Below are 26,973 nucleotides of genomic sequence, written 5' to 3'. Positions count from 1 at the left end.
TTCTGAATTAGTGCAATAAATGTTGCAAGCCTTGATTGACAACTAATCCTCCGGCTACTAACCAGACAAATAAGATGAATGCCAATAAAATAGGTTTAACTCCAGCTTGACGAATAGCACTGATATGGGTGGTTAGTCCTAAAGCAACCATTGCCATTGCCAGCATGATGGTATCAGCGGTAATGATATGGTTAACAAGGGATTCAGGTAATAAATGAAAAGAATTAAAACCCGCTGTGGCAATAAAAAACACAGCAAACCATGGAATAGTGATCGGCGATTTTTCTTGGTGGCTATTGCAACTTTTAGCTTCCATGCGGCTGAGATAGCCGGAAAGCAGCAATAGAAAAGGTGCCAATAGCATAACACGGATCATCTTACTGATAACGGCTGCATTTTCTGCATCGCTTCCTATTGTATGTCCAATGGCAACGACTTGAGCGACTTCATGCACAGTTGAGCCAGAAAAGATACCAAATGTTTCTTGAGAGAAATTAAACCATTGGTAATGGGTATTGAGTTGATAGAACCACGGATAAATAAAGATTGCGAGTGTGCCAAAAATGACGACTGTAGAGACAGCTACGGCAACTTTGCTGGCCGGAGCTTTAACAACAGGTTCTGTTGCCATAACCGCAGCGGCTCCACAAATACTGCTTCCTGCACCAATTAGGATCACAGTTTGGCTATCCAGTCGCAAAAAAGTACGTCCAATCCACAATGCCATAAAAAATGTTGAAGAAAGCATAATGACATCAATTAATATCCCAGTTGCACCAACATCTGTGATTTGTTGGAAAGTCAGGCGAAATCCATAAAGAATGATACCTGCTCGCAATAGGTAGTGTTTGGAAAAATGGATGCCTCTATCACAGGTGGGTTTTAAGAAAGGATACACTGTATTGCCGATAATGATCCCCAACAGAATGGCAAGTGTCAGAACACCCAATCCCATATTTATAAACCAAGGGATAGTACCGATATAGATAGCGAATGCCGTCAGGACTGTAGCCAATATGACACCGGGAATTAATTTTAATGCAGTATGTTGGTGGGTTTTGATAAATTCCTCAACTTGATTTTTAGACCTAGTTTGATTTTCAGGCATAGCGACGGCTCTATTAACTTATTCATTTTGGGAATAAGCATATAGAAGATTTTTAAATCAATAAAATTGATAATTTATATATATATGACCATAAAAACAGGTTAATTAAGGGCGACTTTTGTTAAGTTGCATAATACTGTCTAAAATCAAGACTACCTTTCTATTTTTTATTTTGCGTCCCGTGAGGCCATATGCGTATCACTCTGAGACAACTGGAGATTTTTGCAGAAGTTCTGAAAAGTGGTTCAACGACACAGGCTTCTCAGCAGTTGGCGTTATCACAATCTGCGGTCAGTGCTTCACTTACAGATCTTGAAGGACAGCTGGGAGTACAACTGTTTGATAGGGTCGGGAAACGTCTGGTTACCAATGAACATGGGCGTTTGCTCTATCCTAAGGCATTGGCGTTGCTTGAACAGGCTGGAGAAGTGGAACAGCTTTTCAAACTTGAATTGGGAGCATTGCGATTAGCGGCCAGCAGCACGATTGGCAATTATATGCTGCCTGAAATGCTGGCGAGATATCGTCAGGATTACCCTGAGACACCCTTGGAACTGAATATCAGTAATACTAAAGATGTGATAAAGGCGGTTGTTGAATTTCGTGTTGATTTGGGATTGATTGAGGGATTGTGTCATGATCCTGAATTGATCACACAACCATGGATGGAAGATGAATTGCTTATTTTTTCCTCGCCAGAAAGCCCGTTGCTGCAACGTGAGCTGAGTGTGGAAGACTTGATTAAGGCACCTTGGATATTGAGAGAAAAAGGCTCAGGAACAAGGGAGGTTTTGGATCATCTCTTATTCTCACAAATGCCCAGATTTAATATCGCGATGGAATTGGGTAATTCAGAGGCTATCAAACATGCCGTGCAGTATGGGATGGGGATTAGTTGCCTTTCACGGCGGGTCGTTCAAGAACAACTGAAAAATGGAACATTATCTGAACTTGTCATCCCTGAGCTTAGTCTTAATCGTACCTTATACCTGATTTACCATCGTCAGAAACATATGTCCAATGCATTACAGAAGTTACTGAGTTACTGTAACTAATATTGAGGGCATAATCGTATAGCTAATAATTGGCTATGGATTATGAAGGTATCTTATAACCACGAATCGACGCTATTCTGGAGACGAGGATTTGTTACAATCCCGCATTAAATTTTTTAAAATAATATAGGAATAGAATGTCTCGAGAAGAATGTATGCCTCCGGATCAGGCCCCAAAAAACCTGCGCCGTGAATTAAAAGCACGGCATATGGCAATGATTGCCATCGGTGGATCAATTGGTACGGGATTATTCGTTGCTTCTGGCGCAACAATTTCTCAGGCTGGTCCTGCGGGTGCCTTACTTTCCTATGCATTAATTGGTTTAATGGTCTACTTTTTGATGACCAGCTTGGGCGAATTAGCAGCATACATGCCAGTTTCGGGATCATTTTCAACTTATGGCTCCAAATATGTTGATGAAGGTTTTGGCTTCGCATTGGGATGGAACTACTGGTATAACTGGGCGGTGACAATTGCGGTTGACCTTGTAGCTGCACAATTGGTTATGGGATATTGGTTTAATGATGTTCCTGGCTGGGTATGGAGTGCATTGTTCCTTGGCCTGGTTTTCCTGTTGAATTTCATTTCCGTCAAAGGATTTGGTGAAGCTGAATATTGGTTCTCCTTGATTAAAGTCTCCACGATTGTTGTGTTTATTGTTGTTGGTATTTTAATGATCGTTGGCATCATGAAAGGTGCCGAAGGTGCAGGTTGGCATAATTGGGTCATTGCTGACGCACCTTTTGCGGGTGGTTTTTCAGCTATGATCGGGGTGGCGATGATTGTCGGCTTCTCCTTTCAAGGGACAGAACTAATAGGCATTACTGCGGGAGAATCGAAAGATCCAGCGAAAAATATCCCTCGTGCTGTACGTAAGGTATTCTGGCGTATCTTATTGTTTTATGTGCTTGCTATTTTAATCATCAGCCTGATTATTCCTTATACTGATCCTAGTTTATTGCGCAATGGCGTGAAAGATATCAGTGTTAGCCCATTCACTCTGGTATTTGAAAATGCTGGCTTATTGTCAGCAGCTGCGATAATGAATGCAGTGATATTGACCGCTGTATTATCTGCGGGAAATTCGGGAATGTATGCTTCTACCCGTATGCTATTCACGTTGGCAAAAGAAGGTAAGGCGCCGAGAATTTTTAGTCATCTGTCTAAAGGTGGTGTTCCACGTAATGCACTTTATGCCACAACAGTGGTGGCAGGATTATGTTTTCTTAGCTCCATGTTTGGTAATCAAACAGTTTATTTATGGTTATTGAATACCTCTGGCATGACTGGATTTATTGCGTGGCTCGGAATTGCAATCAGTCATTATCGCTTTCGCAAAGGCTATGTTGCCCAAGGTCTTGATGTGAATGCGTTGCCATATCGCTCAGGTTTCTTCCCTATCGGGCCGATTTTTGCCTTTATTTTATGTTTGGTTATTACTTTGGGCCAAAATTATCAGGCGTTTTTGCAAGATAAGATCGATTGGTACGGGGTGACGGCGACTTACATTGGCCTCCCGTTATTCTTGCTCATTTGGTTTAGCTTCAAGTTGAAAAAGAAAACTCGCTTTGTTAAGTACAATGAGATGGAATTTCCGGTATTCAAATATACTGATAAGGAATGATTTGTTAAAAAATATCAAAAAACTGATGCTTTTTGATTAAAGTATTATTGATTTTTTTTTACAAAAAGCTGCCTATTCTGTGATGGAATTGGCAGTTTTTATTTTTCATGGAATTAGAGAAAGAGTATGGATGGTAAATTTCGGATATATCACCTCAATCGCATTGATAAGTATTCTTATTTGCTTTATTGTTAGCGCCACAATTGTTGTATGAAGAGGCTAACTAAAGTGAAGTTTGTATTTCGAGCAGTCGTGAAAAGTATGAGTATCAGTCTAATGGCGGGTTCTGCCATGATGGCAAGTTTTGCATCTTGGGCTGAAACAGTCACTGATGTTGCTGGACGTACTGTTGAGGTGCCTGAGAAAGTCAACCGTATCTTATTGGGTGAAGGTCGTCTGTTCCATTCTGTTGCAATATTGGAAGGGGATAAACCTCTGGCTCGTATCGCTGGCTGGCAAGGTGATTTCCGCAAACTAGACCCACAAACTTACGCTATTTATAAAGCTAAATTTCCTGAAATCGATAATATCCCCCTGATTGGTAATACTAGCGCTGATAGTGTCAGCTCTGAAAAAGTACTTACACTCAACCCTGATGTCGCTATTTTTGGTTTGTCTGGACATGGGCCTGGAAAAAACAGCGAGTTGGTGAAACAGTTGGAAAAAGCGGGTGTACCCGTTGTTTTTGTCGATTTCCGCAATGATCCTTTGAAAAATACATTACCTAGCATTCGTATGTTGGGCAAAATTCTGCATCGTGAAGAACAGGCTAATGCTTACGCTGATTTTTACGAGAAAAATCAAAAACTGGTAACCGATATTACTACTCGCATACCGGATGCTGAGAAACCTTCTGTATTTATTGAATTGAGAGCTGGTTCTAGTGAAGATTGCTGTGGTACGGCAGGTAACGGTAACATGGGGAACTTCATTGATCTGGCTGGGGGCAAGAATATTGCCAAAGAAGTACTGCCTTCCCCATTGGGTACAATGAATCTGGAAAAAGTCATTGCTGACGATCCTTATATTTACATCGCAAGTGGTGCACAAGATCCAAATGATAAAAGTGAAGGGATTCGAATGGGAGCTAAGACTTCAGCCGATATTGCCCGTGCTGGCCTGAAAACAATTACTGAACGTACAGGCATCAATAACCTAACTGCCGTGAAAGAAGGGCGTAGCCATGCTATCTGGCATCACTACTACAACTCTCCTTATAACGTTGTTGTTACTCAGGTTTTTGCTAAATGGTTCTATCCTGAAAAATTTGCCGATTTAGATCCGCAACAAACGTTGAAAGAGCTTCATAATAAATTCTTGGCTATTGAACCGGTAGGAACATATTGGGTCAGCGAGAAATAAGCAGTAATAGGTAATAAAAAATGAGTGTCACTACCGAGCCTATGCCAAAGGTGAAACAGCAATTAAGTGATTGCGATATAAAAGCACATTATCGTCATATCCTGCGCCGACGTATTGCATGGATATTATTCATCGTATTGGTGATTGGCATCTCTGTTGTATTGGATTTTACAATGGGACCATCAGGGTTATCACTGCAAACCCTCTGGCAAACACTGGTTTCGCCAGAAAGTGTTAACACAGCAACCCGGGTGATTGTTTGGGATATTCGATTACCCTATACCCTGATGGCGGTAGTGATCGGCCTATCGCTTGGATTGGCTGGCGCTGAAATGCAGACAATCCTGAATAACCCACTGGCTAGCCCATTTACGTTGGGGGTTTCCAATGCCGCTTCTTTTGGTGCAGCATTGGCTATTGTGCTTGGAATTGGTATTCCGGGAATACCTGATCAGTGGTTTATTTCTGCAAATGCTTTTCTCTTTGCGTTATTGGCTGCCCTCATGCTTGATGGCGTTACCCGTTGGACAAGAGTTGCAACCTCAGGCGTTGTATTGTTCGGCATTGCGATGGTATTTACCTTCAATGCGTTAGTTTCGATGATGCAATTTATCGCTACGGAAGATACCTTACAAGGGTTGGTTTTTTGGACAATGGGTAGCTTGGGTAGAGCGACATGGGAAAAACTGGGCATTATGATGTTAGTTTTCTCGGTCATTATGCCTATCTCAATGAGTAATTCTTGGAAGTTGACCGCCTTACGTCTGGGAGAAGATCGCGCGATCAGCTTTGGTATCAATATTAGTCGCCTTCGTTTGGGAACATTGTTGCGTATCAGTATCCTGACGGCATTGGCGGTTGCATTTGTTGGCCCGATTGCTTTTATTGGATTGGTGGCACCTCATATCGCCAGAATGATGTTTGGTGAAGATCACCGTTTCTTCCTGCCTGCGAGTGCATTGATTGGTGCATTGGTTTTATCAATGGCTTCCATCGCCTCTAAAAACCTGATCCCGGGCGTTATCATTCCCGTTGGGATCGTAACATCGCTGGTCGGTGTGCCTTTCTTCCTGAGCATTGTTTTACGCCATAGGGGGAATGTATGAACCAGGGACTAAAAATCAATCGCTTGACGACGGGATATTCGAAGCACCCTGTGATTGAAAATCTGGATATTAATCTATTACCACGTGGTCAAATCACCGTATTGTTGGGGCCGAATGGTTGCGGTAAATCAACACTCCTGCGTTCACTGGCGGGATTGAATAAAGCCAGCGGTGAACTGCTGTTGGATGGGCAGGATCTGATGAAGATGAATTTTGCCCAACGTGCTCAAAATGTGGTTTATTTACCTCAATCATTACCGGCAGGTGTGCATCTTCATGTATTGGAGTCGGTTATCGTTGCTCAACGAGCATCAGGTGGTGTGGGCAGTAGCCAATGTGAACAAGAAGTCATGGAACTATTGCGCCAGCTCGGTATTGAGCATTTAGCGCTCAGTTATCTGGACCAATTGTCTGGTGGTCAGAAGCAGTTGGTTGGGTTGGCTCAATCATTAATCCGCCGTCCGACATTATTATTATTAGATGAACCATTAAGCGCATTGGATTTAAATTACCAATATCATGTAATGGATTTAGTTGCACGTGAAACGCGTCGTCGCAATATTATTACGATTGTTGTTGTCCACGATATTAATATCGCATTACGTCATGGCGACCATGTATTAATGCTAAAAAAAGGTAATTTAATTTCCGAAGGTACACCTGAACAAGTTATTACTTCAGGTAGTTTGGCGGAAGTGTATGGTATTAAAGGCCGAATTGAACATTGTTCTCAGGGAGTACCTCAAGTACTAATTGATGGTTTAGTGACAGAATTAGTGAGTTAGAATAATAAAAGTTATAAATCAATTTATTAAAATTAAAGTATAACTAATTTAATAAATACAACCCTGACAGGGATAATTAGTTATCCCTGTGCTGTGGACGCGTGTTGGTTACCCATATTAATTTAAATAATTCTATTCTACCTTTCGGAGAATCGGGAATGGCTGTTTTTGCAAAGAAAAAAATTGTATTAGGTATTATTGCTGCTATTTCGTCCAGCACTGTTTTGGCTGCTAATAATAGTGAAGATAAAATTATTGTCACTACAGCGGCGGGGTTCCAGCAAAAGATTGAAGATGCACCAGCTTCTATTTCAGTTGTCAGCCGTGAACAACTGGAAACTAAAGCCTACCGTGATGTAACGGATGCATTGAAAGATGTACCGGGCGTGGTTGTTACTGGTGGTGGTAGTAGCAGTGATATCAGTATTCGTGGTATGGCTTCAAAATATACCATGATCCTAGTTGATGGTAAGCGTGTTGATACGCGTAACACTCGTCCGAATAGTGATGGTTCGGGAATTGAACAAGGATGGTTACCTCCGCTGACTGCAATTGAGCGTATTGAGGTAGTGAGAGGACCTATGTCTTCTCTATATGGTTCTGATGCTATGGGCGGTGTGATTAATGTTATTACTCGTAAGGCTCAGAAGGAATGGCATTTAAGCCTGAGAGCAGATGCTACCCTAACTGAAAGTAAAGATTCTGGTAACAGTTACCAGAATAGTATTTATGCAGCAGGCCCGGTCATTGATGGATTGTTGGGATTGAGAGTAAATGGCTCATATTCGCATCGTGATGAAGATAAATTTTCAGGGGGATTTAGAGAGCAAGAAATGCGCAACGGAGCGATAGCTTTCTCCTTAACTCCAGATGAGCAAAATGCTTTTACTTTTGAAGCTGGCCGCTATGAACAAGATCGAGATTCAACGATTGGCAAGACTCGTGATTGCCAGCCAAAATCTTGTGATAATGATATAAGCCGTTATAAACGTAATAATTACGCTATTACTCATCATGGTATTTATGATTTTGGCACGACGACCTCTTATATTCAAAGAGATGAGGCTCGTAATCCTGAACGTGATATGACAAACAATGACACGGTATTTAATAACCATACGACACTAGTATTCGATGACCATACAGTAAGCATTGGCGGCCAATATCGTTATGAGGATTTACGAGACAATAGCAATAAACTACCTTCAGCTAAAGATGTTAATAAGTTAACTCGCTGGAGTTGGGCGTTAGTTCTAGAAGACGAATGGCAAATGGTTAATGATTTTGCTCTGACTGGTGGAGTTCGGTTAGATAAAGATCAAAATTTCGGAATGCATTGGACACCTCGCCTATATGGAGTATGGCACTCTGATGAGCAGTGGACGATTAAGGGAGGGGTTTCTACAGGTTATCGTTCTCCTGATATAAGACAAGTTGCTCCTAACTGGGGACAGACAACAGGTGGGCGTTTTAGCAAAGGAATGATCTTAGGGAATTCAGATCTCAAGCCAGAAAAAAGTATTAATGAAGAAATTAGTATTATCTGGAATAATCAAGAAAACTTTAATGTTGGTGTAACTATCTTTAATACTAATTTTAAAGATAAAATCACAGAAATTGGATATTGCGACAAAGGTTGTAAACTGGGTGGTGACGATTATGATTTTATTAACAAACGTATAAATGTTGATAAGGCTAATATTCGAGGTATCGAAACGACCCTGAATTGGGATATTGTTGAAAATTTGTCATTGGCAGCAAACTATACTTATACTAATTCTGAGCAAAAAAGCGGTAAGTTCAAAGGTCAACCATTAAATAAAATGCCAACACATATGGCGAATGCAACCTTGAACTGGCAGCCGTTATCCAAGTTGGATACGTGGACTCGTATTAATTTCCGCAGTAAAACAAAAAATTATCAATATCGCTCTAGTATGAGAGATGGAACCCCTTCTTATACTTTTGTTGATCTAGGGGTGACTTATAATTTGGCTAAAAACCTACGCTTGTTAGGTGGGGTCTATAACGTTTTTGACAAACGAGTAACTGAAGAAAGCCATGATGCAGTCCTGGATGGTCGCCGTTACAATATCGGCATTAATTATGACTTTTAACTAATATTTCACTTTTTTATTAATATTAGTCGTTATACATAACATTTAGACATCATATAAAATCATCCCGTCATCAATTCTGTGGTGACGGGGTGATTTTTTTTGCTATCAAAATATTCATAACTCGATGGCAAATAGTTCTCCTCTGTGCTAAAAAACAACCAAAGGCCAATCAACGGATATGAAGGCGTTAGGCTTGAGCACAAACTCAGTAAGAGCTTATTTTATAAGGCTTTGTAGTGTCGTAAAAAATAATAAATTTTTAGTGTCGTGGGCTTGCTATTTCTGGACTTGAAGGGCAAAATGCGTGCACTAAAAATAACTGGTGTGTAAATATGCACCAGTTATTTTTTTTGCTTTGAGTTATTTTTTACAACACCAAGAGGCCGGATTCTGTTCCGGATCGATACTGACCATAAGCAACCATAATTGAAACGAGGTTGCTGTACTGAGGAATGCAAATATGGAGCAATTATTTTCTTTTGCACTTGTGCCAATTGGCGCTCGTTGCTGCAACGATGACTATGGGGCATCTCCCTCTGTCAGTTCACCATCTTTTAATTCTTCTTTCTTTTCTGTCTATAGACAGATGCGAAGTCTACCCAGTAACTATCGATTAAGTAGTTGTATCAGTACCCAGATCGAAGTTATGGGAGGTTTCGCTCATGTCGCATAATTCAATCTCTCTCGGTACTAACCAAACCAGTACCAGCAATCGCGTTCAATTGAGAAGAACATTGACTCTGTTTCAAGTCGTCATGATGGGGCTTGCGTACATGCAGCCAATGACTATTTTTGATACTTTTGGCATAGTTTCCAAATTGACGGATGGACATGTTGCGACATCTTATGCTATCGCATTGACCGCAATTTTATTTACAGCTTTAAGTTATGGAAAATTAGTAAAACGTTTCCCATCAGCAGGTTCCGCCTACACATACGTACAAAAATCAATGAATCCCCATCTTGGGTTTATGGTAGGTTGGTCGTCTTTACTGGATTATCTGCTTATGCCGATGATCAATATCTTGCTGGCAAAAATTTATCTTCAAGCCATTTTCCCAGGCATTGATCCTTGGATCTTTGTGGCTGGTTTGGCAGTATTGATGACAGTGTTCAACCTGAGTGGTATTAACGTTGTAGCAAACCTTAATGGCCTGATTGTGGTTGTGCAAGTTGCTGTCATAGTGGCATTTGTCGGTTTCTTAATGTATGGCGTACATAGCGGGGAAGGTGCTGGCACTTTGTTCAGTATGCGACCGTTTACGTCGGAAGAAGCAAAATTGATTCCAATGATAACCGGAGCGACGATACTTTGTTTCTCTTTCCTCGGGTTTGATGGTATTAGTTCTTTATCTGAAGAAACACCTAATGCAGAAAAGGTTATTCCGAAAGCGATTTTCCTGACTGCATTAATTGGTGGTGTTATCTTCATTGCTGTATCTTATTTCTTACAGCTCTATTTCCCTGATATTTCTCGGTTTAAAAACCCTGATGAATCTCAGCCAGAAATTATGCTGTATGTTGCAGGAGCACTATTTCAATCGATTATTTTGGTGTTTTCCTGTGTAACTGTGATGGCTTCTGGTATGGCTGCACATGCAGGTGTATCTCGTCTGCTCTATGTAATGGGGCGTGATGGTGTATTACCTGAAAAAGTATTTGCTTATATTCACCCTAAATGGCGTACTCCATCAATTAACGTGATATTGGTTGGCATTATTGCTTTATCCGCAGGTTGGTTGAATCTGGTGACTGCAACGGCACTGATTAATTTTGGTGCATTGGTTGCATTTACGTTTGTGAACTTATCGGTGATTTCTCAATTCTATATTCGTGAACGTCGCAATAATACATTGAAAGACACCTTGAACTTCTTGATATTACCACTTCTTGGTGCTGCGACAGTGGGTGTTTTGTGGATGAATTTGGAAGTAAACTCTATGGAATTAGGTTTGATTTGGGGAAGTATTGGTCTTCTTTACATGTTTTTCCTGACTCGTAGCTTCCGTCAACCACTGCCACAGTTTACTGAATCATAGTCAGAAAGCGGTTCAGATTATTGCTAAAAATCAGCAAATCAAAATTGAAAGTTTGGTTTTAAAACAGCACCTTCGGGTGCTATTTTATTTTATGTTTTACCTGAGTTGAAATACATCTCAGGGTTTTTAGTTTTTTACGCGTCCGTTTGGGGCACAATCAATATGGCTTTCTATGAAGGTGGATTTTTACTTGAAATGAAAAAAGAGTATAAATCATACAGATATTACCAAAAGACATCATATAATAAACGGTAAATTAGCCATGCCTGATTTCATTAAGAGCTGGTCTGTCTGGCTCTAGTAAGGTAAGAGAATTATTATGAATGATGCTAAAAATCCTCAGAATCAGCGATTAATCGCCACTCTCATGAATATTGTTGAACCCTCTCATATCCTGATTGAACCTAGAAAAACGGAACGTTACCGAAAAGGTTTTCGTTCCGGACAAGGAAATGCCCTTGCGGTTGTATTTCCGGGTTCATTATTGGAGCTGTGGAAAGTCTTCAAAGCCTGTGTTGAGGCTGACAAAATCATTTTGATGCAGGCAGCCAATACTGGGTTAACGGAAGGATCGACACCGAGTGGCAATGATTATGACCGTGATATCATTATTATCAGTACCTTACGAATGGATAAAATTCAGATTCTTCAATCAACGAATCAAGTTATTGCATTCCCTGGCAGTACATTGTGGCATTTAGAGAAGGTATTGAAACCATTGGGACGTGAACCACATTCAGTTATTGGTTCATCCTGTATTGGCGCATCCGTTATTGGTGGGATTTGCAACAATTCAGGGGGTTCTTTGGTTCAGCGGGGACCCGCTTATACTGAAATGGCGCTCTATGGCCGAGTCAATGAAAAAGGAGAAGCTGAACTGATTAACCACTTGGGAATATCGTTGGGTGATCAGCCTGAAGATATTTTAGCTTGTCTGGAAGAACAACGTTACCGAACCGAAGATATTCAGCATGATGATAGAGTCGCTTCTGATCATGAGTATTCACAGCGCATCCGAAATGTAGATGCAGATACGCCATCAAGGTTTAATGCTGATGAGCGCAGGCTATTTGAAGCCTCGGGTTGTGCGGGGAAATTGGTTGTTTTTGCGGTCCGTCTTGATACTTTTCCGGCAGAGACATCTTCTCAGGTTTTTTATATCGGCACTAACCAATCGAAAGTATTGACAGAATTGCGACGTCATATTCTATCAAATTTCCAGCACTTGCCAGTCGCTGGGGAATACATGCATCGGGATATATTTGATATCGCAGAAATATATGGGAAAGACACCTTCATTATGATTGATAAACTGGGCACAGATAAAATGCCAATGTTTTTCAACCTGAAAGGACGAGTCGATGCCACATTAGGCAAAGTGCCATTTTTGCCATCACATCTGACAGATCGTATCATTCAAGGGCTGAGCCGTTTGTTACCTTCCCATTTACCCACTCGCCTGAAAGAATATCGAAACCGCTTTGAACATCATTTGATGCTGAAAATGTCAGGTGAAGGCATAAAAGAGGCGAGTGAGTGGCTGGAAAGTTATTTTAAGCAAGCTGATGGAGAGTATTTTGTTTGCTCCTCTGAAGAGGGAGCGAAAGCATTCTTACATCGTTTTGCCGCCGCCGGGGCAGCCATTCGTTATCAAGCTGTTCACAGTAATGAAGTTGAAGATATTTTGGCATTGGATATCGCTTTGCGCCGTAATGATCGTGAGTGGTTTGAAACTTTGCCTGCCGAAATCAATGAAGCGTTAGTTCACCGGCTATATTATGGACATTTTATGTGTTATGTCTTCCATCAGGATTATATCGTTAAAAAAGGTACAGATGTCCATGCGTTGAAAACAAAAATGCTGGAGATTTTGGATCAGCGAGGCGCGGAATATCCTGCCGAACATAATGTTGGTCACTTGTATAAAGCTAAACCACAGCTTAAGCGCTTCTATCAACTGACTGATCCAACTAATACTTTAAATCCGGGGATTGGTAAAACTTCCAAGCTGAAAAATTGGGGGGGAGGATGTAATTGCCAACTTACTGAAAATAAAAATGATTAGCTTGCGTTCATGATGGAGCAAAAAAAGAAAAAGACATAACATCAATGTTGGTCTTTTTCTTTTTTAAACAAATATTCTCTTTATCGTTCAGGTTGCAACTTGAAATTTATTGGATATAGAACTTATATAGGGTTTTATCCAGCTATTTGAATGGCATAATCAACCAGTGTTTTTAACTGGCGGCATTTTTCTTCATCAGACTGATATTCAACAAAAAGCCCTTCAATAGCTGCAAGATATTGGCTGATATTTTCCTGTGTTAACATATCTTGGCGATGTCGCAGCCAGCGTTGTTGTTCGTCATGATCCAGTGTTGCTGGATAATTTCTTGCACGATAGCGGAATAATAGTGGCTTAATACGTGCATCTTGGAACGTTAGATCCAAGGCTGGCAAGTTTTGGGGGGAGGTTTCTCTGATAATTTCCATAGCAGTTTTGTCAGCATCACTGAAAAAGCCGCTGTATAATTTGGTATCGATATTATCAGATTCCGGAAATTCTTCTGGATGAGAAAACAGTTCAACGACCTTTTCTCTAATTTGTGAGTGATTGCGCAAAATAGCCAAATTTTGCTCACACTGGTTGCGATCTAGTCCAACTCGCTCTGCATCTTTTGGACGCAAGGTATTTTCAGGCGCAATGATTGGACATTTATTAATATGTACTAGTTTAATTGGCACCGGACTTTGGTCTGGCTGTAATTTATCCCGTCGAGTATACAGGCGTTCACGTAATTCATCTGCGCTGAGTTCCAGAAGTGGAGAAACATCACCAGCCAGATCGTACATGATGATTGCATTACGGTTACTTGGATGCCATGCCAAAGGGGCAATCAGGCTAATATTGCTGCGCAGAGTGCCGAACATGCCCGATACATGAACCAGAGGTTTCATTTGTGGGATATCAATTTGATTGCTGACTTTTTGTTTATTTCTCAACTGAAAAAAATAATCGAACAGTTTAGGTTGGGCTTTTTTCACCAATTTTGCCATTGCAATAGTGGCGTAAACATCGGACATGGCATCATGAGCATGAGTATGCTCAACTCCGTTGGCTTTTGTCAGATGTTCCAGTTTGAAGCTAGGCAATCCATCCTCATTTTCAGGCCAGACAATGCCTTCCGGACGCAGGGCATAGCAGGCGCGTAATACATCGAGCAAATCCCAGCGGGAGTTGCCTTTTTGCCAGCTATAGGCATAAGGATCGTAAAAATTACGATAGAAGATATTACGGCTGACCTCGTCATCAAAACGAATATTATTATAGCCAAGAATACATGTATTGGATTTGCTGAATGCTTCATGAATTTGCCGGGAAAATTCAGCTTCGTTGACCCCTTTTTTCAATGCCAATTGAGGTGTAATGCCTGTGATCATGACAGCTTCAGGATCGGGAAGATAATCGTCAGCGGGAGCACAATACACCACTAAAGGCTCTTCAATGATATTGAAATCACTATCAGTGCGAACTCCCGCAAATTGTGCAGGACGATCTAGGGCCGGATGCTTACCAAACGTTTCATAGTCGTGAAAGTAGAAACTTTGGTTTTCTTTACTGGTATTCAAGATTGTGTACTCTCCATTATCGCTAACTTTTATTATTACTAATCAATGGATTATGTTTCCATTGGTGTTAAATTTATCCAATTCTATTGCTAGGCATATTTTTTGCTTAGTTAAATCCAGATCAAGGATGCCTATCAAGTTTATATACGAAGTGCGCATCAAAAACGATGACTCTCAATGACACTAAATCACGTGTTATACATGGTAAACCATATTATGACGAATCTGAATTATTGGAAAAGTACTTCCGACACTACAAGAAACGCTCAAGGATGTATCATCGTTTCTAAATTTATGCGAAGCAATTCGCATGGCGGCCAAGATTCAAACTTACCATAGCAGTGATAGTTATTGGATTTCAGGTGTGGAGAAAAAGAAATTTGATTAAGAAATATTTCTGGAAAGTAGTTTGCATCAATAAATTGTTGAAACTGACTTGTCTATGCATTGCTTGAAATTGTATTGTGTAGTTAGCATAAGAAATTATCGGTCTGATTAAAAAGGTATGAAAAATGGATAACACAAATAAACCAACATTCCACAATGTACTGGAGTTTGTGCGTATATTTCGTCGCAAAAACAAATTACAGCGCGAAATTGTAGACAATGAGAAGAAGGTTCGAGATAACCAAAAACGTGTACTCCTGCTCGATAATCTGAGCGATTACATAAAGCCGGGAATGTCGGTTGAAGATATTCAAGGGATTATTGCTCACATGCGCAGTGATTATGAAGAGCGTGTTGATGAATATATCATCAAAAATGCTGAGCTATCTAAAGAACGTCGTGAGTTATCTAAAAAACTCAAAGCGATGGATGGTGGAGTCAAGTAAGTTTTAGTTATTGAAAATGTCACTGTTCAAAAAGGTGATTATTTAAAAAAGAGTAATTCCAATTTGAACTGGTACTTAACCACGCCATTAGGCGTGGTTGCCTTTTGGTGTCAGTAAAACTTAGCTCCCGTGAGGCTTGAGTTCTGGATCAACTAAGGCATAAATCTGGTTAAGATTGTTCATCTTCAGACAGTTGCACCAATTACTTTGCTACATCCTCTCGGCTCACCATGCCATGAATTTCTTCTTGATAAAGTTTGTAATGCCCAGTCCCAGATTGATTCGTAAGGCCACCGGGGTGGATGATTGTAAAATCCAGTGTGTTGGTTTGCAGATAACTTTCGGCCAATGATTTGTGTCTGACCGATTGTCCGAATAATGATTTGGCGCGTGCGGATAATGTCTTCCAACTTTTACCATATCCAATGGATGTCACTATAACATGCGTGAAATTTGCGCTTGTTCCAATGCGTCTATTATTGCAATGTTTCCATAGTGATCAGCATCTCCTCCACCAATAGTTGAGAAAACAACAGGATTTTCTCCCGCCTGGGCAATCGTTTTCTCTATGCTGGTTCTGTCACAAGCATCACCGTGTATTACGTTAACGCCTATTGCACTTAATTCCACAGCTTGTTGTGCATTGCGAATTAAAGCGGTAACAGGACGGTTTTGTTTTAATGCAATAGTGACCAAATGGCGTCCAACGCCTTTCCCTGCACCCAAAATTAGCCAAGGTTTCATAGACGGGAAGTTCTCCATAAAATTAACTATTTTAAATGATAATGATAACTATCCAAGTTTATTGGAATCGATGATTGAAAGAAATGAAACTAATTAGTTTTTTGTAATGGGTAGGGTAAAAAAATGGCTCCCGATGTTGGGAGCCATTTGGATTTACAATCAATCAAAATATCTAATTATTCGGATGACTGCGGTTTGGACATGGCAGAGGTTGCAATATTTGTTGCAGAATGTCCGCCTGCACCGCCTTTGCCTGAGAATGGATAAGCCGGGCGTTGCCATTCAGTGATGATAACAGGTTTGGTCACCATATCTGGGGCCGGTGCCTTCGTCATTGGGGAATAAGCGTGATGATTTTTTTCCACGATAATCGAAGACTCAACAACTTTTGTCTTTTCCGTTTTAACTTCCTCTGCCTTAGAGCATATTTCCGTTGCGACAGCTGGTTGTTCTTCATGATGTTCCTGTTCGACTATAGACGTCACAATAACGGAATCTGCCGTGTGACGTATTTCTTCAGAATCATGTGATACGAGGATATTTGGTGCTGCATCGCCTAAAAATTCTGACTGATGTTTTTCATCATGGTTGATGGCTGGTTCCACGTTTTCTGGTTCCGAAACTTTAGGCCTTTCTAATTCCGGTTCTACTGATGTTACGATGGAAGTGTCATTAATAGTAGATTTAGCATTGTCATGATCAGTGCCTTCTTGTTGCATTGCAACTTTCTGCTCTGTTACTTCAATCTGTGGTATTACTGTAGTTGACGCTGCTTCTATGATTGAAGGTATCAGAATAACTTTCTCCTGCTGTACAGGGACAGTTTTTTCTTCAACCGTTTCGATAATTACGTCAACAGAAGCCGGAATTCCAGATTCAGCAATGGTCACAGGTGTAACAGGATAGCGAACCCACACTTTGCCTGATGCCAATTCTGGAGATACTACAGCCATTTTCAATGGTACTGGTGATTGAGTTAGATTACGCTCATCACGATAGCGGCGACGACGCTGACCACTGACACGTAAGTGGCGTGGGGAACGACGGGAACGACGCGGCATTGTATTATCTTGCTGATCATTGTTTTGTGGTGCAACGGCTTGTGATGCTGAATTTTGTGAATCTGCATCTTGTGCAACCGTATTTTGTGACATTTCAGGTTGGTTAGCAGCTTCAGCACTTGAGTCAATAACGGTTGACACAGACGCTTTTGTCTCTTTGTTGCTGTTTGCTGATACAGGTTCCGGAATTACTGCTGGTAAGGCAGCAACATTAATTTCTTGTTTCACTTCGTCAGTGATGCGTACTTTTTGCTCAAGTTGGCGACGTTGACGGCGAGGCATAACTGGTTGGCGCTCTTCAACTTCTTCTTCGACGATGTCGGATTGATTTGTTGTCTGTTGAGCTTTTTCTTCCAATTGTTGCTGACGTTTTTCTTCTTGACGACGACGCTGACGTTCAGCTCGTTGTTCACGGCGTTGCTGCTGCTGTGCTTCACGGGCTTCATTATCTATCACCGTACTATCTTGAACATTATTTTTCTGCTGGGCATTATTACGGCCCTTGCGTTGCTCATCACGCTCACGGTTATTGCGCACATCATTTTCGTTACGTTCGCGACGTTGATTCTGACGGCGTGGGTTGCGACGTTCTGATGGACGGCGATTATCATTACCAGAAGATTTTTTGCTATTTTCTTGGGTCTGTTTTTCTTCTTCACCACTGAACATTTTTTTCAGGGCACTTAAGAATCGACTGAGCAAGCCTGGTTTTTCAGTTTGTTTCTGATTATTGACTACTGCTTTTTTCTCTTTTGTTTTTGGTTTTTCTGCTACCGATGATGCAGTTGTCTCTGCGGGCAGATCAAAAGTTGAAATGGCAGGTTGCTCTGGACGTTTGCGTTCATGCTGACCATCATCCTGAACATTTATCATTTCAGCTTCATGCAGTTGTGGAAGCAAATAGCTCAAAGTTGAAATTTCTTCGCCTTTACGTACACGTAAAACAGAGAAATGCGGGGTTTGCATTTGATCGTTTGGAACAATGATGACTCCCACACCGCCTTGACGATGCTCAATGGCACTGACTGCTTTACGTTTTTCATTCAGTAAATAGGAAGCAATTTGCACAGGAACAATTGCATGGACCTGATGCGTATTTTCTTTCAGCGCTTCTTCTTCGATTAAGCGAAGAATAGAGAGAGACAGTGATTCGTTATCTCGAATAGTTCCGGTACCGCTACAACGAGGACAAACATGGTGGCTGGATTCACCAAGAGATGGACTTAAACGTTGGCGTGACATCTCCAGTAATCCAAAGCGGGAAATTCGGCCGATTTGAATGCGGGCGCGATCTTGACGTACAGCATCACGCAGTCGGTTCTCAACTTCACGTTGATGACGCACTGGGGTCATGTCAATGAAATCGATAACAATAAGGCCACCGAGGTCACGCAGACGCAATTGACGTGCAATTTCATCAGCGGCTTCCAAGTTGGTATTAAATGCTGTTTCTTCGATATCACCACCGCGGGTTGAACGAGATGAGTTGATATCGATGGATATCAAGGCTTCAGTAGTATCGATAACTACTGAACCGCCGGAAGGCAGCCGAACTTCACGCTGGAAGGCCGATTCGATTTGCGATTCGATTTGATAATGGCTGAACAGCGGGACTTCACCACTGTACAGTTTGATTTTACTGGCAAAATCAGGACGTCCCAATGCTGTGATGTGTTGGCGCGCTAAGTCAAGAATTTTAGGGTTATCAATCAAGATTTCCCCAATGTCTGGACGCAGATAATCACGGAATGCGCGCACGATAACATTACTTTCCTGATGGATCAGGAATGGAGCGGGATGGTTGTCTGCGGCTTTTTTGATTGCTTCCCAATGTTTCAGACGGAAGTTCAAGTCCCCCTGCAAAGCTTCGGCCGATTTGCCTACACCTGCGGTACGAACAATAAGTCCCATGCCTTCTGGAACTTCAAGAGAAGAAAGTGCTTCTTTTAATTCGATGCGATCATCTCCCTCAATGCGGCGAGAAATTCCGCCCGCTCTTGGGTTATTCGGCATCAGAACTAGATAGCTACCAGCCAAACTGATAAAGGTTGTTAAAGCGGCGCCTTTATTACCTCGTTCTTCTTTATCAACTTGGACGATGACTTCCTGGCCCTCTTTGAGGAGATCCTTAATGTTAGGGCGACCGTGGGAGTGATAATTACTTGGAAAATATTCGCGAGCAATTTCTTTAATGGGCAGGAAACCATGACGTTCCGCACCGTAATCAACAAAAGCGGCTTCCAGGCTAGGTTCAATTCGAGTAATTTTACCTTTATATATATTTGCCTTTTTCTGCTCGTGTCCTGGACTTTCAATATCTAAATCATAAAGACGTTGCCCATCAACAAGGGCAACGCGCAACTCTTCCTGCTGGGTTGCGTTGATTAACATTCTTTTCATTCTAACTTACTCATTATTTTACATTAATATAGAGCTGCGAGTAAAAGAGGGAGAACTACTGGCTACCGATGGCCTCGTGTCTTTTACAAAACCGCCAGCCTCACGGCTATCGTTTGTATAGAGGCGCCTATTTGTCGATGAGTCTGAATTTCATTTAAATACAGTACTCTATTGGGATGCTGCAATAGCATAGGTATCGATTTTTCCCAATCCAGTAAGCTGCCACCCACAGCCAATAAATTGCTTAATCAAACATTACGTCTTATGCATTTGCTGCGTTTTTGTTCGATCAAGCAGATAACAAACAATTTTAATCCTGCCATTCATAGTTTAGTAAACTGTGGCCAGAAAGCATTATTCCATTGCTATTGGGGTGATAGCAAGGTGACTTTGTCGCTTTGCGGGTTTTTTATTAGGAAATAGTGATAACTTGTTAATCTTTAGTCTTTATCCTAAGACACTTGAAATAATGAAGTAGAAAAAATGGATGTTATTTAAACATATTTAAAAATGAGTGGCGCTCTGTTTGTTGGATTATTAGAATCTTGTCCATGAAAACAAATAATCAAATTGTACAATTTGTCACGATTGATGACGATGAGGCTGGTCAGCGGGTTGATAACTTTTTGCTGGCCCGTTTAAAAGGTGTACCTAAGAGCATGATCTATCGGATCTTGCGTAAAGGTGAAGTTCGAGTCAACAAAGGAAGAATTAAGCCTGAATATAAATTGACAGCAGGTGATGTCATCAGGATCCCACCGGTTAGAGTAGCAGAAAGGCAAGAAACCCCTGTATCTGCCAAGCTGGATAAGGTTGCAGTTCTGGCAGAGTGTATCTTGTATGAAGATGACCATATTTTAGTCATAAACAAACCATCGGGGACAGCAGTGCATGGGGGGAGCGGCTTAAGTTTTGGCGTGATAGAAGGGTTAAGGGCTTTGCGTCCTGAAGCGCGCTTCCTTGAACTGGTACATCGGTTAGATCGCGATACATCGGGTGTTCTGTTGATTGCGAAAAAGCGTTCTGCATTGCGGGCATTGCATGAGCAATTACGCTTGAAGCAGATGCAGAAAGACTATCTGGCACTAGTATGTGGGCAATGGCAATCCCATTGTAAATTAGTAGAAGCGCCTTTGTTGAAAAATATCCTGCAAAGCGGGGAAAGGGTGGTTAAAGTTAGTAAAGAAGGCAAGCCATCTGAAACATGTTTCAAAGTTGAAGAACGATATGCGTTTGCGACATTGGTACGAGCGAGTCCAGTAACGGGACGAACCCACCAGATCCGCGTGCACACTTTACATGCCGGTCATCCCATTGCGTTTGATGATCGTTATGGTGATAGAGCATTTGATGCACAGCTTACAGATACCGGACTTAACCGATTGTTCTTGCATGCCAGCTCATTAAAATTCACCCATCCATCCACGGGGGAAACGCTGCGTTTCGAAGCCCCAATGGATGATAGGTTGCGGAAGTGTTTAAGAATACTGCGACACAATAATCACTGAGAACATGCCGTCAGTGGGTTTATCCCCTGACGGATAAGCATTTCTGTTAAAGTTATTAGTGGTAAACCGATAAGTGTATTCGGATCTTTACCATCAAGTTTTTCAAATAACGTAATTCCTAAACCTTCACTTTTGAAACTACCAGCACAATCGAAGGGCTTTTCTTTGTTTAGATAATGGATAATTTCTGTTTCTGTCAGCTCTCTGAAATAGACATGGAATAGCTCACAACGGGTATCAACACTCCCTGTTTTGCTATTGAATAATGTTATTCCGGTATAAAAAGTGACACATTTTCCACTGGCTTTTTTCAATTGTAAGAAAGCATTCTCAAAATTATGCGGTTTGCCTGTAATTTTATCACCTAAAACACAAACTTGATCTGACGCTATAATCAGATGGCTAGAATATTCCCACTGCAATGCACAGGCTTTTGCATGTGACAGCCGCATTACCAATTGTTTTGGGCTTTCATTTTCCAGCGGGCTTTCATCAATATTGGGGGAAGCACAAGTAAAAGGTAACCCCAATTTTTCCAATAATAGGCGTCGATATACAGAAGTTGACGATAAAACAATCGGAAGCATCATTTTTCCATAAAATACGTAGAGAAATATTCGTAGGCATTTTAAACTATACGCCGCTTAATAAGCGAATATTTAACGGAAAGGTGCAGATGTGTGGCCTTTTTCTTTGACTATGTCTCATTACAAAGATAATATGCGCGCCTTATGCAAAAGGTAAAATTACCCCTGACCATCGATGCGCTTCGAACAGCCCAGAAGAGATTGGACTACCATGGTAGTTATTCTGCTGGGCAAGTATCTCGTATTGCGGGATCCGTGGTCAGTGTGGATAGTGATGTAGATAACTCATTATCATTTGAAATTGATAATCAGCGTCTGGCAGTTGTAAAAGGGCATTCCGATGTGGATGTTACGCTTGCCTGCCAGCGTTGTGGCAGTAATTTCAGTCATCATGTTCACACAACGTATTGTTTTAGCCCGATCGTCAATGATGAGCAGGCTGAGGCATTACCGGAAGAATATGAGCCAATATACGTTAACGAATTTGGCGAAATAGATTTGCTGGCAATGATTGAAGATGAAATAATTCTATCTCTGCCGGTGGTTCCGGTACATGATTCTGAACACTGTGAAGTGTCCGACGCGGATATGGTGTTTGGTGAACTTCCTCCTGAAGCGGAAAAGCCAAACCCATTTGCCGTATTAGCCAGTTTAAAGAAAAGTACTTAAGGAGTAAGGTCAATGGCCGTACAACAGAATAAACCAACTCGTTCTAAACGTGGTATGCGTCGTTCTCATGACGCACTGACTGCAACACATGTCTCTGTAGACAAAACTTCTGGTGAAACTCACCTGCGTCATCACGTGACTGCTGATGGCTATTACCGTGGCCGCAAGGTAATCAACAAGTAATTTCAGCTAATTATTAGCAAGTTGATATCTTGGCTAATCTAACCTTAGCGTTAGATGCTATGGGCGGGGACTTTGGTCCTCGTGTTACGGTGCCTGCTGCATTGCAGGCACTGGCATCTAATCCACAACTGAAGCTATTGTTGGTCGGTAATCCCGAAACCATCTCCCCTTTGCTTGCAAATCAAAATGCTGAGCTGCTCAGCCGCTTGCAAATTGTCCCTGCGGAACATGTCGTTTCCAACGATGCAAGGCCATCTCAGGCTATTCGTTCCAGTCACGGTACTTCAATGCGTATAGCATTAAATTTAGTCAAGTCGGGAGAAGCACAGGCTTGTGTCAGTGCAGGGAATACAGGTGCTTTGATGGGATTGGCCAAATTGATGCTGAAATCCATTGAAGGAATTGAGCGGCCTGCATTGATGACAGTGATACCTAACCTAAAACAGCAGAAGACTGTTGTATTAGATTTAGGCGCTAATATTAATTGTAATAGTAGCATGTTAGTTCAGTTTGCGATTATGGGTGTCGTAATGGCGGAGTATGTTGCTGGTGTGGATAATCCACGCGTTGCATTACTCAATATCGGGGAAGAGGAATCCAAAGGGCTGGATAATATCCGCGAAGCCGCTATAACCTTGCGCAATGCCCCTGCAATTAATTACATTGGGTATGTGGAAGGAAATGAGTTATTGACGGGAAAAACGGATGTGCTCGTATGTGACGGCTTCGCAGGTAATGTTACGCTGAAGACGATGGAAGGTGCGATCAGAATGATTCTATCTCTGATAAAGTCACCGGATGGTCAGCAGGAAAAATCATCTTGGTTGATGAAACTATTCAAGATGAAGATATTTAAAAAATGGTTGCTAAGACAGGTAACTAAACGGTTTGGCCATCTAAACCCTGACCAGTATAACGGAGCAACGTTATTAGGCTTGCGTGGCATCGTCATCAAAAGTCACGGTGCTGCCAATGAACGTGCTTTTAAGGCTGCTATTGATCAAGCTATTCAAGCTATAGAGAAGCAGGTTCCTGACAGAATCGCAGCCCGGCTGGATGCAGTATTACCCAAGAGTGAATAAGCATAAATGTATACAAAGATCTTAGGTACGGGCAGTTATTTGCCTGCTCAGGTGCGTACTAACGCAGATTTAGAAAAAATGGTAGATACGTCTGACGAGTGGATTGTGACTCGGACAGGCATTCGTGAACGCCGTATTGCAGCTGAAGATGAAAATGTTGCAACTTTGGGATTCAAAGCCGCTGAAAAGGCCATTGAAATGGCTGGCATCGATAAGACACAAATTGACTTAATCGTTGTCGCAACAACAAGCTCAACGCATGCCTTCCCAAGTGCGGCTTGCCAAATTCAGCAGTTGCTGGGAATTCAGGGAATTGCAGCTTTTGATGTTGCAGCGGCATGTGCTGGCTTTACTTACGCGCTGAGCGTCGTAGATAAATTTATTAAAACCGGTGCTGCTAAACATGCATTGGTAATCGGTTCTGACATTATTTCAAGACTTGTAGATCCTGAAGATCGCAGCACAGTTATTCTTTTCGGAGATGCGGCTGGAGCAATGGTAGTCGGAGCTTCAGAGGAACCAGGCATCTTATCCACTCATCTTCATGCTGATGGTCGTTATGGTGATTTATTGTCATTGCCTCATCAAAGTCGAGTAGAGCGTGATACACCAAAATACGTGACTATGGCTGGTAATGAAGTCTTTAAAGTTGCCGTTCGCGAATTAGCTAATATTGTTGATGAAACTTTAGAAGCCAACAATTTGGCTCACTCTCAGCTTGATTGGCTGGTACCTCATCAAGCAAATTTGCGTATCATTTCGGCAACGGCCAAGAAATTAGATATGACAATGGATAAAGTGGTCGTGACTCTGGATCGTTATGGCAATACCTCGGCAGCATCTGTTCCGACAGCATTTGATGAAGCGGTGCGTGATGGAAGAATCCAACGCGGCCAACTTGTTTTACTTGAAGCATTCGGCGGTGGCTTTACCTGGGGCTCAGCGCTAGTACGTTTTTAATTCATCAGGAAAATAAACATGTCTGATTTTGCAATGGTGTTTCCCGGTCAAGGTTCTCAATCTCTGGGTATGTTGGCAGGTTTAGCCTCAGAATTTCCACTGGTTGAGCAGACGTTCGCAGAGGCTTCTGCGGTTTTGGGATATGATTTATGGACATTAGTTCAGCAAGGGCCAGCAGAAGAACTGAACAAAACTTGGAAAACTCAACCTGCGTTGCTGGCAGCTTCAGTGGCGATTTGGCGAGTATGGCAAGAGAAAGGTGGTAAGGCGCCTTCCATGATGGCAGGTCATAGCCTTGGTGAATATTCTGCACTGGTCTGTGCTGGCGTGATTGAGTTCCAGCAAGCAATTAAACTCGTTGAATTACGTGGGAAACTGATGCAGGAAGCCGTGCCAGAAGGGCAAGGAGCAATGTATGCCATTATCGGTTTAGATAATGAGTCTATTGCAAAGGCATGTGAAGAATCAGCGCAAGGTCAGGTTGTTTCACCTGTTAATTTCAATTCACCTGGGCAGGTTGTTATCGCAGGTGAAAAAGATGCTGTAGAACGTGCGGGAGCAGCATGTAAAGCTGCGGGTGCAAAACGCGCGTTGCCGTTATCTGTTAGTGTGCCTTCGCATTGTGCACTGATGAAATCCGCAGCCGAGCAACTGGCAGCTGCACTGCAAAAAGTTGTGTTTAACCAGCCACAATTCCCTATCGTGAATAACGTCGATGTAAAAGTAGAAAAAACTGCCGATGCTATTCAAGACGCCTTGGTTCGTCAGTTGTATAATCCTGTACGTTGGGCAGAATCAGTTGAATATATTGCTGAGCAAGGCGTTGAACAATTGTTGGAAATCGGGCCAGGTAAGGTACTTACTGGGTTAACGAAACGTATTGTTGATACTTTAAGTGCTGTAGCAGTAAATGATGTATCATCACTCACAGTTGCTCTGAACAAATGACTGAGGAAAACATGAGCTTTGATGGAAAAATTGCACTGGTTACTGGCGCTAGCCGTGGTATAGGTCGCGCGATTGCAGAATTATTGGTTGAACGTGGTGCATGCGTTGTTGGCACTGCAACCAGTGAGAAGGGAGCAGAAGCAATCAGTGCCTTCCTTGGTGATAAAGGCAAAGGTTTTGTACTGAATGTCACAGATTCTGAATCCATTGAGAATGCACTATCGAATATTCGTGCTGAATTTGGTGAAATAGACATTTTAATTAATAATGCTGGCATCACTCGTGATAACTTGTTGATGCGCATGAAAGATGATGAGTGGCAAGATATTATTGACACTAATCTTTCTTCGATTTTTCGTCTGTCAAAAGCAGTGATGCGCTCTATGATGAAAAAACGTTATGGACGTATTATTTCCATTGGCTCTGTTGTTGGTACAATGGGAAATGCAGGGCAGGCGAATTACACGGCAGCGAAAGCAGGAGTTATTGGTTTTAGCAAATCACTGGCTCGTGAAGTCGCTTCTCGTGGCATCACTGTAAACGTTGTTGCACCTGGTTTTATTGAAACTGATATGACCAGAGCGTTGACAGACGAGCAACGTGCAGGTATTTCTGCTGGAATTCCTGCTAATCGTCTCGGTGATGCAAAGGAAATTGCCAGTGCTGTAGCGTTTCTTGCTTCTGACGAGGCCGCTTACATCACAGGTGAGACATTACATGTCAATGGTGGCATGTACATGATCTAAAAAATGAGCGAACCCTCTGTTTTTGATGTATTTTTTGTACAGAAAACACAGATTGTGGTTCGACCAGCCGGGATTTGGTTGCATCTTTTCCTGTATTTTATAAACTACGAAAACCATCGCAGAAGCGAGTTTTGATAGGAAATTTAATAGTATGAGCACTATCGACGAACGCGTTAAGAAAATCATCGTTGAACAACTGGGTGTTAAAGAGGAAGAAGTTGTGAATACAGCTTCATTTGTTGATGACTTGGGCGCTGATTCTCTTGACACAGTTGAACTGGTAATGGCTCTGGAAGAAGAGTTCGATATCGAGATCCCAGACGAAGAAGCTGAAAAAATCACTACAGTTCAGGCTGCTATTGACTACGTTGAAAACGCAGGTTAACAAGCACACATACCTAGGCGGTCGCTCGACCGCCTAT

The 26,973-nt window shown here is 41.8% G+C and carries 22 protein-coding genes and 1 pseudogene; 18 read left to right on the top strand and 5 right to left on the bottom strand.

Annotated features, from left to right (window positions below; translation table 11 throughout):
- Window positions 1-7 precede the first annotated feature (7 nt).
- Window positions 8-1,108: a YeiH family protein gene (locus tag PSI14_RS13775; protein ID WP_273576426.1), complete on the bottom strand. Its 1,101-nt coding sequence runs from the start codon at window positions 1,106-1,108 to the stop codon at window positions 8-10.
- A gap of 191 nt (window positions 1,109-1,299) precedes the next feature.
- On the opposite strand from PSI14_RS13775, the gene yieE reads away from it, so the two are divergent.
- From yieE to dld, 9 genes are all read left to right on the top strand, one after another.
- Window positions 1,300-2,163, top strand: a complete 864-nt coding sequence (yieE, locus tag PSI14_RS13770) for a DNA-binding transcriptional regulator YeiE (protein ID WP_273576425.1) — start codon at window positions 1,300-1,302, stop codon at window positions 2,161-2,163.
- Window positions 2,164-2,300: 137 nt separating this feature from the next.
- Window positions 2,301-3,788, top strand: coding sequence for an amino acid permease (locus PSI14_RS13765; protein ID WP_273576424.1), 1,488 nt, complete (start codon window positions 2,301-2,303; stop codon window positions 3,786-3,788).
- 261 nt (window positions 3,789-4,049) lie between these two features.
- Window positions 4,050-5,150 (top strand): ABC transporter substrate-binding protein, encoded by a 1,101-nt coding sequence (locus PSI14_RS13760; RefSeq protein ID WP_306309298.1) that lies wholly within the window; start codon window positions 4,050-4,052, stop codon window positions 5,148-5,150.
- Window positions 5,151-5,170: 20 nt separating this feature from the next.
- A complete protein-coding gene (locus PSI14_RS13755) occupies window positions 5,171-6,256 on the top strand; it encodes a FecCD family ABC transporter permease (protein ID WP_273576422.1) in 1,086 nt (361 codons plus the stop codon).
- Window positions 6,253-7,041 carry an ABC transporter ATP-binding protein gene (locus PSI14_RS13750; RefSeq protein WP_273576421.1) on the top strand — a complete coding sequence of 263 codons (789 nt, stop codon included), beginning with the start codon at window positions 6,253-6,255 and terminating at the stop codon, window positions 7,039-7,041. Before PSI14_RS13755 ends, PSI14_RS13750 begins: the two co-directional genes overlap by 4 nt.
- 158 nt (window positions 7,042-7,199) lie before the next feature.
- Window positions 7,200-9,158: a ligand-gated channel protein gene (locus PSI14_RS13745; RefSeq protein ID WP_273576420.1), complete on the top strand. Its 1,959-nt coding sequence runs from the start codon at window positions 7,200-7,202 to the stop codon at window positions 9,156-9,158.
- A 463-nt stretch (window positions 9,159-9,621) separates the two neighbouring features.
- Window positions 9,622-9,834 carry a hypothetical protein gene (locus PSI14_RS13740; RefSeq protein ID WP_273576419.1) on the top strand — a complete coding sequence of 71 codons (213 nt, stop codon included), beginning with the start codon at window positions 9,622-9,624 and terminating at the stop codon, window positions 9,832-9,834.
- A complete protein-coding gene (locus PSI14_RS13735) occupies window positions 9,824-11,200 on the top strand; it encodes an APC family permease (RefSeq protein WP_273576418.1) in 1,377 nt (458 codons plus the stop codon). The genes PSI14_RS13740 and PSI14_RS13735 overlap by 11 nt, the downstream gene beginning before the upstream one ends.
- 319 nt (window positions 11,201-11,519) lie before the next feature.
- Window positions 11,520-13,265: a D-lactate dehydrogenase gene (gene dld, locus PSI14_RS13730; protein WP_273576417.1), complete on the top strand. Its 1,746-nt coding sequence runs from the start codon at window positions 11,520-11,522 to the stop codon at window positions 13,263-13,265.
- A gap of 134 nt (window positions 13,266-13,399) precedes the next feature.
- Here the strand turns inward: dld and sbcB are convergent, their stop codons facing one another.
- Window positions 13,400-14,830, bottom strand: a complete 1,431-nt coding sequence (gene sbcB, locus PSI14_RS13725) for an exodeoxyribonuclease I (protein WP_273576416.1) — start codon at window positions 14,828-14,830, stop codon at window positions 13,400-13,402.
- Between the two features lie 512 nt (window positions 14,831-15,342).
- Between sbcB and tmaR the strand changes: the two genes are divergently transcribed.
- Window positions 15,343-15,663, top strand: a complete 321-nt coding sequence (tmaR, locus tag PSI14_RS13720; RefSeq protein ID WP_069316200.1) for a PTS system regulator TmaR — start codon at window positions 15,343-15,345, stop codon at window positions 15,661-15,663.
- Window positions 15,664-15,783: 120 nt separating this feature from the next.
- Here tmaR and PSI14_RS13715 read toward each other — a convergent pair.
- Both PSI14_RS13715 and rne read right to left on the bottom strand, forming a co-directional pair.
- Window positions 15,784-16,407 (bottom strand): annotated as a pseudogene (locus PSI14_RS13715) (SDR family oxidoreductase).
- A 176-nt stretch (window positions 16,408-16,583) separates the two neighbouring features.
- Window positions 16,584-19,868: a ribonuclease E gene (gene rne, locus PSI14_RS13710; protein WP_273576415.1), complete on the bottom strand. Its 3,285-nt coding sequence runs from the start codon at window positions 19,866-19,868 to the stop codon at window positions 16,584-16,586.
- Window positions 19,869-20,419: 551 nt separating this feature from the next.
- Here rne and rluC point away from each other — a divergent pair.
- The gene (gene rluC, locus PSI14_RS13705; RefSeq protein ID WP_273576414.1) at window positions 20,420-21,376 is read left to right on the top strand and encodes a 23S rRNA pseudouridine(955/2504/2580) synthase RluC; all 957 of its coding nucleotides are present in this window, start codon (window positions 20,420-20,422) and stop codon (window positions 21,374-21,376) included.
- On the opposite strand, the gene PSI14_RS13700 is transcribed toward rluC, so the two are convergent.
- On the bottom strand, window positions 21,370-21,963 hold the full coding sequence (locus tag PSI14_RS13700) for a Maf family protein (RefSeq protein WP_273576413.1): 594 nt from the start codon (window positions 21,961-21,963) through the stop codon (window positions 21,370-21,372). The two genes, rluC and PSI14_RS13700, sit on opposite strands and share 7 nt — an antisense overlap.
- 144 nt (window positions 21,964-22,107) lie before the next feature.
- Between PSI14_RS13700 and yceD the strand changes: the two genes are divergently transcribed.
- From yceD to acpP, 7 genes are all read left to right on the top strand, one after another.
- On the top strand, window positions 22,108-22,632 hold the full coding sequence (gene yceD, locus PSI14_RS13695; protein ID WP_273576412.1) for a 23S rRNA accumulation protein YceD: 525 nt from the start codon (window positions 22,108-22,110) through the stop codon (window positions 22,630-22,632).
- A gap of 12 nt (window positions 22,633-22,644) precedes the next feature.
- Window positions 22,645-22,815, top strand: a complete 171-nt coding sequence (gene rpmF / locus PSI14_RS13690; RefSeq protein ID WP_004247080.1) for a 50S ribosomal protein L32 — start codon at window positions 22,645-22,647, stop codon at window positions 22,813-22,815.
- A 29-nt stretch (window positions 22,816-22,844) separates the two neighbouring features.
- Entirely contained in the window at window positions 22,845-23,897 is a 1,053-nt protein-coding gene (gene plsX, locus PSI14_RS13685; protein WP_273576411.1) for a phosphate acyltransferase PlsX, read from the top strand.
- Window positions 23,898-23,903: 6 nt separating this feature from the next.
- A complete protein-coding gene (locus PSI14_RS13680; RefSeq protein WP_273576410.1) occupies window positions 23,904-24,857 on the top strand; it encodes a beta-ketoacyl-ACP synthase III in 954 nt (317 codons plus the stop codon).
- A gap of 18 nt (window positions 24,858-24,875) precedes the next feature.
- Window positions 24,876-25,805: an ACP S-malonyltransferase gene (gene fabD, locus PSI14_RS13675; RefSeq protein WP_273576409.1), complete on the top strand. Its 930-nt coding sequence runs from the start codon at window positions 24,876-24,878 to the stop codon at window positions 25,803-25,805.
- Window positions 25,806-25,816: 11 nt separating this feature from the next.
- Window positions 25,817-26,551, top strand: a complete 735-nt coding sequence (gene fabG / locus PSI14_RS13670; RefSeq protein WP_273554963.1) for a 3-oxoacyl-ACP reductase FabG — start codon at window positions 25,817-25,819, stop codon at window positions 26,549-26,551.
- A gap of 151 nt (window positions 26,552-26,702) precedes the next feature.
- Window positions 26,703-26,936 (top strand): acyl carrier protein, encoded by a 234-nt coding sequence (gene acpP, locus PSI14_RS13665; protein ID WP_092519643.1) that lies wholly within the window; start codon window positions 26,703-26,705, stop codon window positions 26,934-26,936.
- Window positions 26,937-26,973 lie beyond the last annotated feature (37 nt).

Origin of the sequence: Xenorhabdus anantnagensis (assembly GCF_028598555.1) — a bacterium.
GTDB lineage: Bacteria > Pseudomonadota > Gammaproteobacteria > Enterobacterales > Enterobacteriaceae > Xenorhabdus > Xenorhabdus anantnagensis.
This window is presented reverse-complemented; position numbering and strand designations above follow the sequence as displayed.

Coding starts and splice junctions, on each gene's coding strand:
- fabD (WP_273576409.1), top strand. CDS start 24,876: ATGTCTGATTTTGCAATGGTGTTTCCCGGTCAAGGTTCTCAATCTCTG.
- yieE (WP_273576425.1), top strand. CDS start 1,300: ATGCGTATCACTCTGAGACAACTGGAGATTTTTGCAGAAGTTCTGAAA.
- PSI14_RS13745 (WP_273576420.1), top strand. CDS start 7,200: ATGGCTGTTTTTGCAAAGAAAAAAATTGTATTAGGTATTATTGCTGCT.
- PSI14_RS13755 (WP_273576422.1), top strand. CDS start 5,171: ATGAGTGTCACTACCGAGCCTATGCCAAAGGTGAAACAGCAATTAAGT.
- acpP (WP_092519643.1), top strand. CDS start 26,703: ATGAGCACTATCGACGAACGCGTTAAGAAAATCATCGTTGAACAACTG.
- PSI14_RS13700 (WP_273576413.1), bottom strand. CDS start 21,963: ATGCTTCCGATTGTTTTATCGTCAACTTCTGTATATCGACGCCTATTA.
- PSI14_RS13735 (WP_273576418.1), top strand. CDS start 9,824: ATGTCGCATAATTCAATCTCTCTCGGTACTAACCAAACCAGTACCAGC.
- PSI14_RS13750 (WP_273576421.1), top strand. CDS start 6,253: ATGAACCAGGGACTAAAAATCAATCGCTTGACGACGGGATATTCGAAG.
- rne (WP_273576415.1), bottom strand. CDS start 19,868: ATGAAAAGAATGTTAATCAACGCAACCCAGCAGGAAGAGTTGCGCGTT.
- PSI14_RS13680 (WP_273576410.1), top strand. CDS start 23,904: ATGTATACAAAGATCTTAGGTACGGGCAGTTATTTGCCTGCTCAGGTG.
- PSI14_RS13765 (WP_273576424.1), top strand. CDS start 2,301: ATGTCTCGAGAAGAATGTATGCCTCCGGATCAGGCCCCAAAAAACCTG.
- tmaR (WP_069316200.1), top strand. CDS start 15,343: ATGGATAACACAAATAAACCAACATTCCACAATGTACTGGAGTTTGTG.
- PSI14_RS13775 (WP_273576426.1), bottom strand. CDS start 1,108: ATGCCTGAAAATCAAACTAGGTCTAAAAATCAAGTTGAGGAATTTATC.
- rluC (WP_273576414.1), top strand. CDS start 20,420: ATGAAAACAAATAATCAAATTGTACAATTTGTCACGATTGATGACGAT.
- yceD (WP_273576412.1), top strand. CDS start 22,108: ATGCAAAAGGTAAAATTACCCCTGACCATCGATGCGCTTCGAACAGCC.
- dld (WP_273576417.1), top strand. CDS start 11,520: ATGAATGATGCTAAAAATCCTCAGAATCAGCGATTAATCGCCACTCTC.
- PSI14_RS13760 (WP_306309298.1), top strand. CDS start 4,050: ATGAGTATCAGTCTAATGGCGGGTTCTGCCATGATGGCAAGTTTTGCA.
- rpmF (WP_004247080.1), top strand. CDS start 22,645: ATGGCCGTACAACAGAATAAACCAACTCGTTCTAAACGTGGTATGCGT.
- fabG (WP_273554963.1), top strand. CDS start 25,817: ATGAGCTTTGATGGAAAAATTGCACTGGTTACTGGCGCTAGCCGTGGT.
- PSI14_RS13740 (WP_273576419.1), top strand. CDS start 9,622: ATGGAGCAATTATTTTCTTTTGCACTTGTGCCAATTGGCGCTCGTTGC.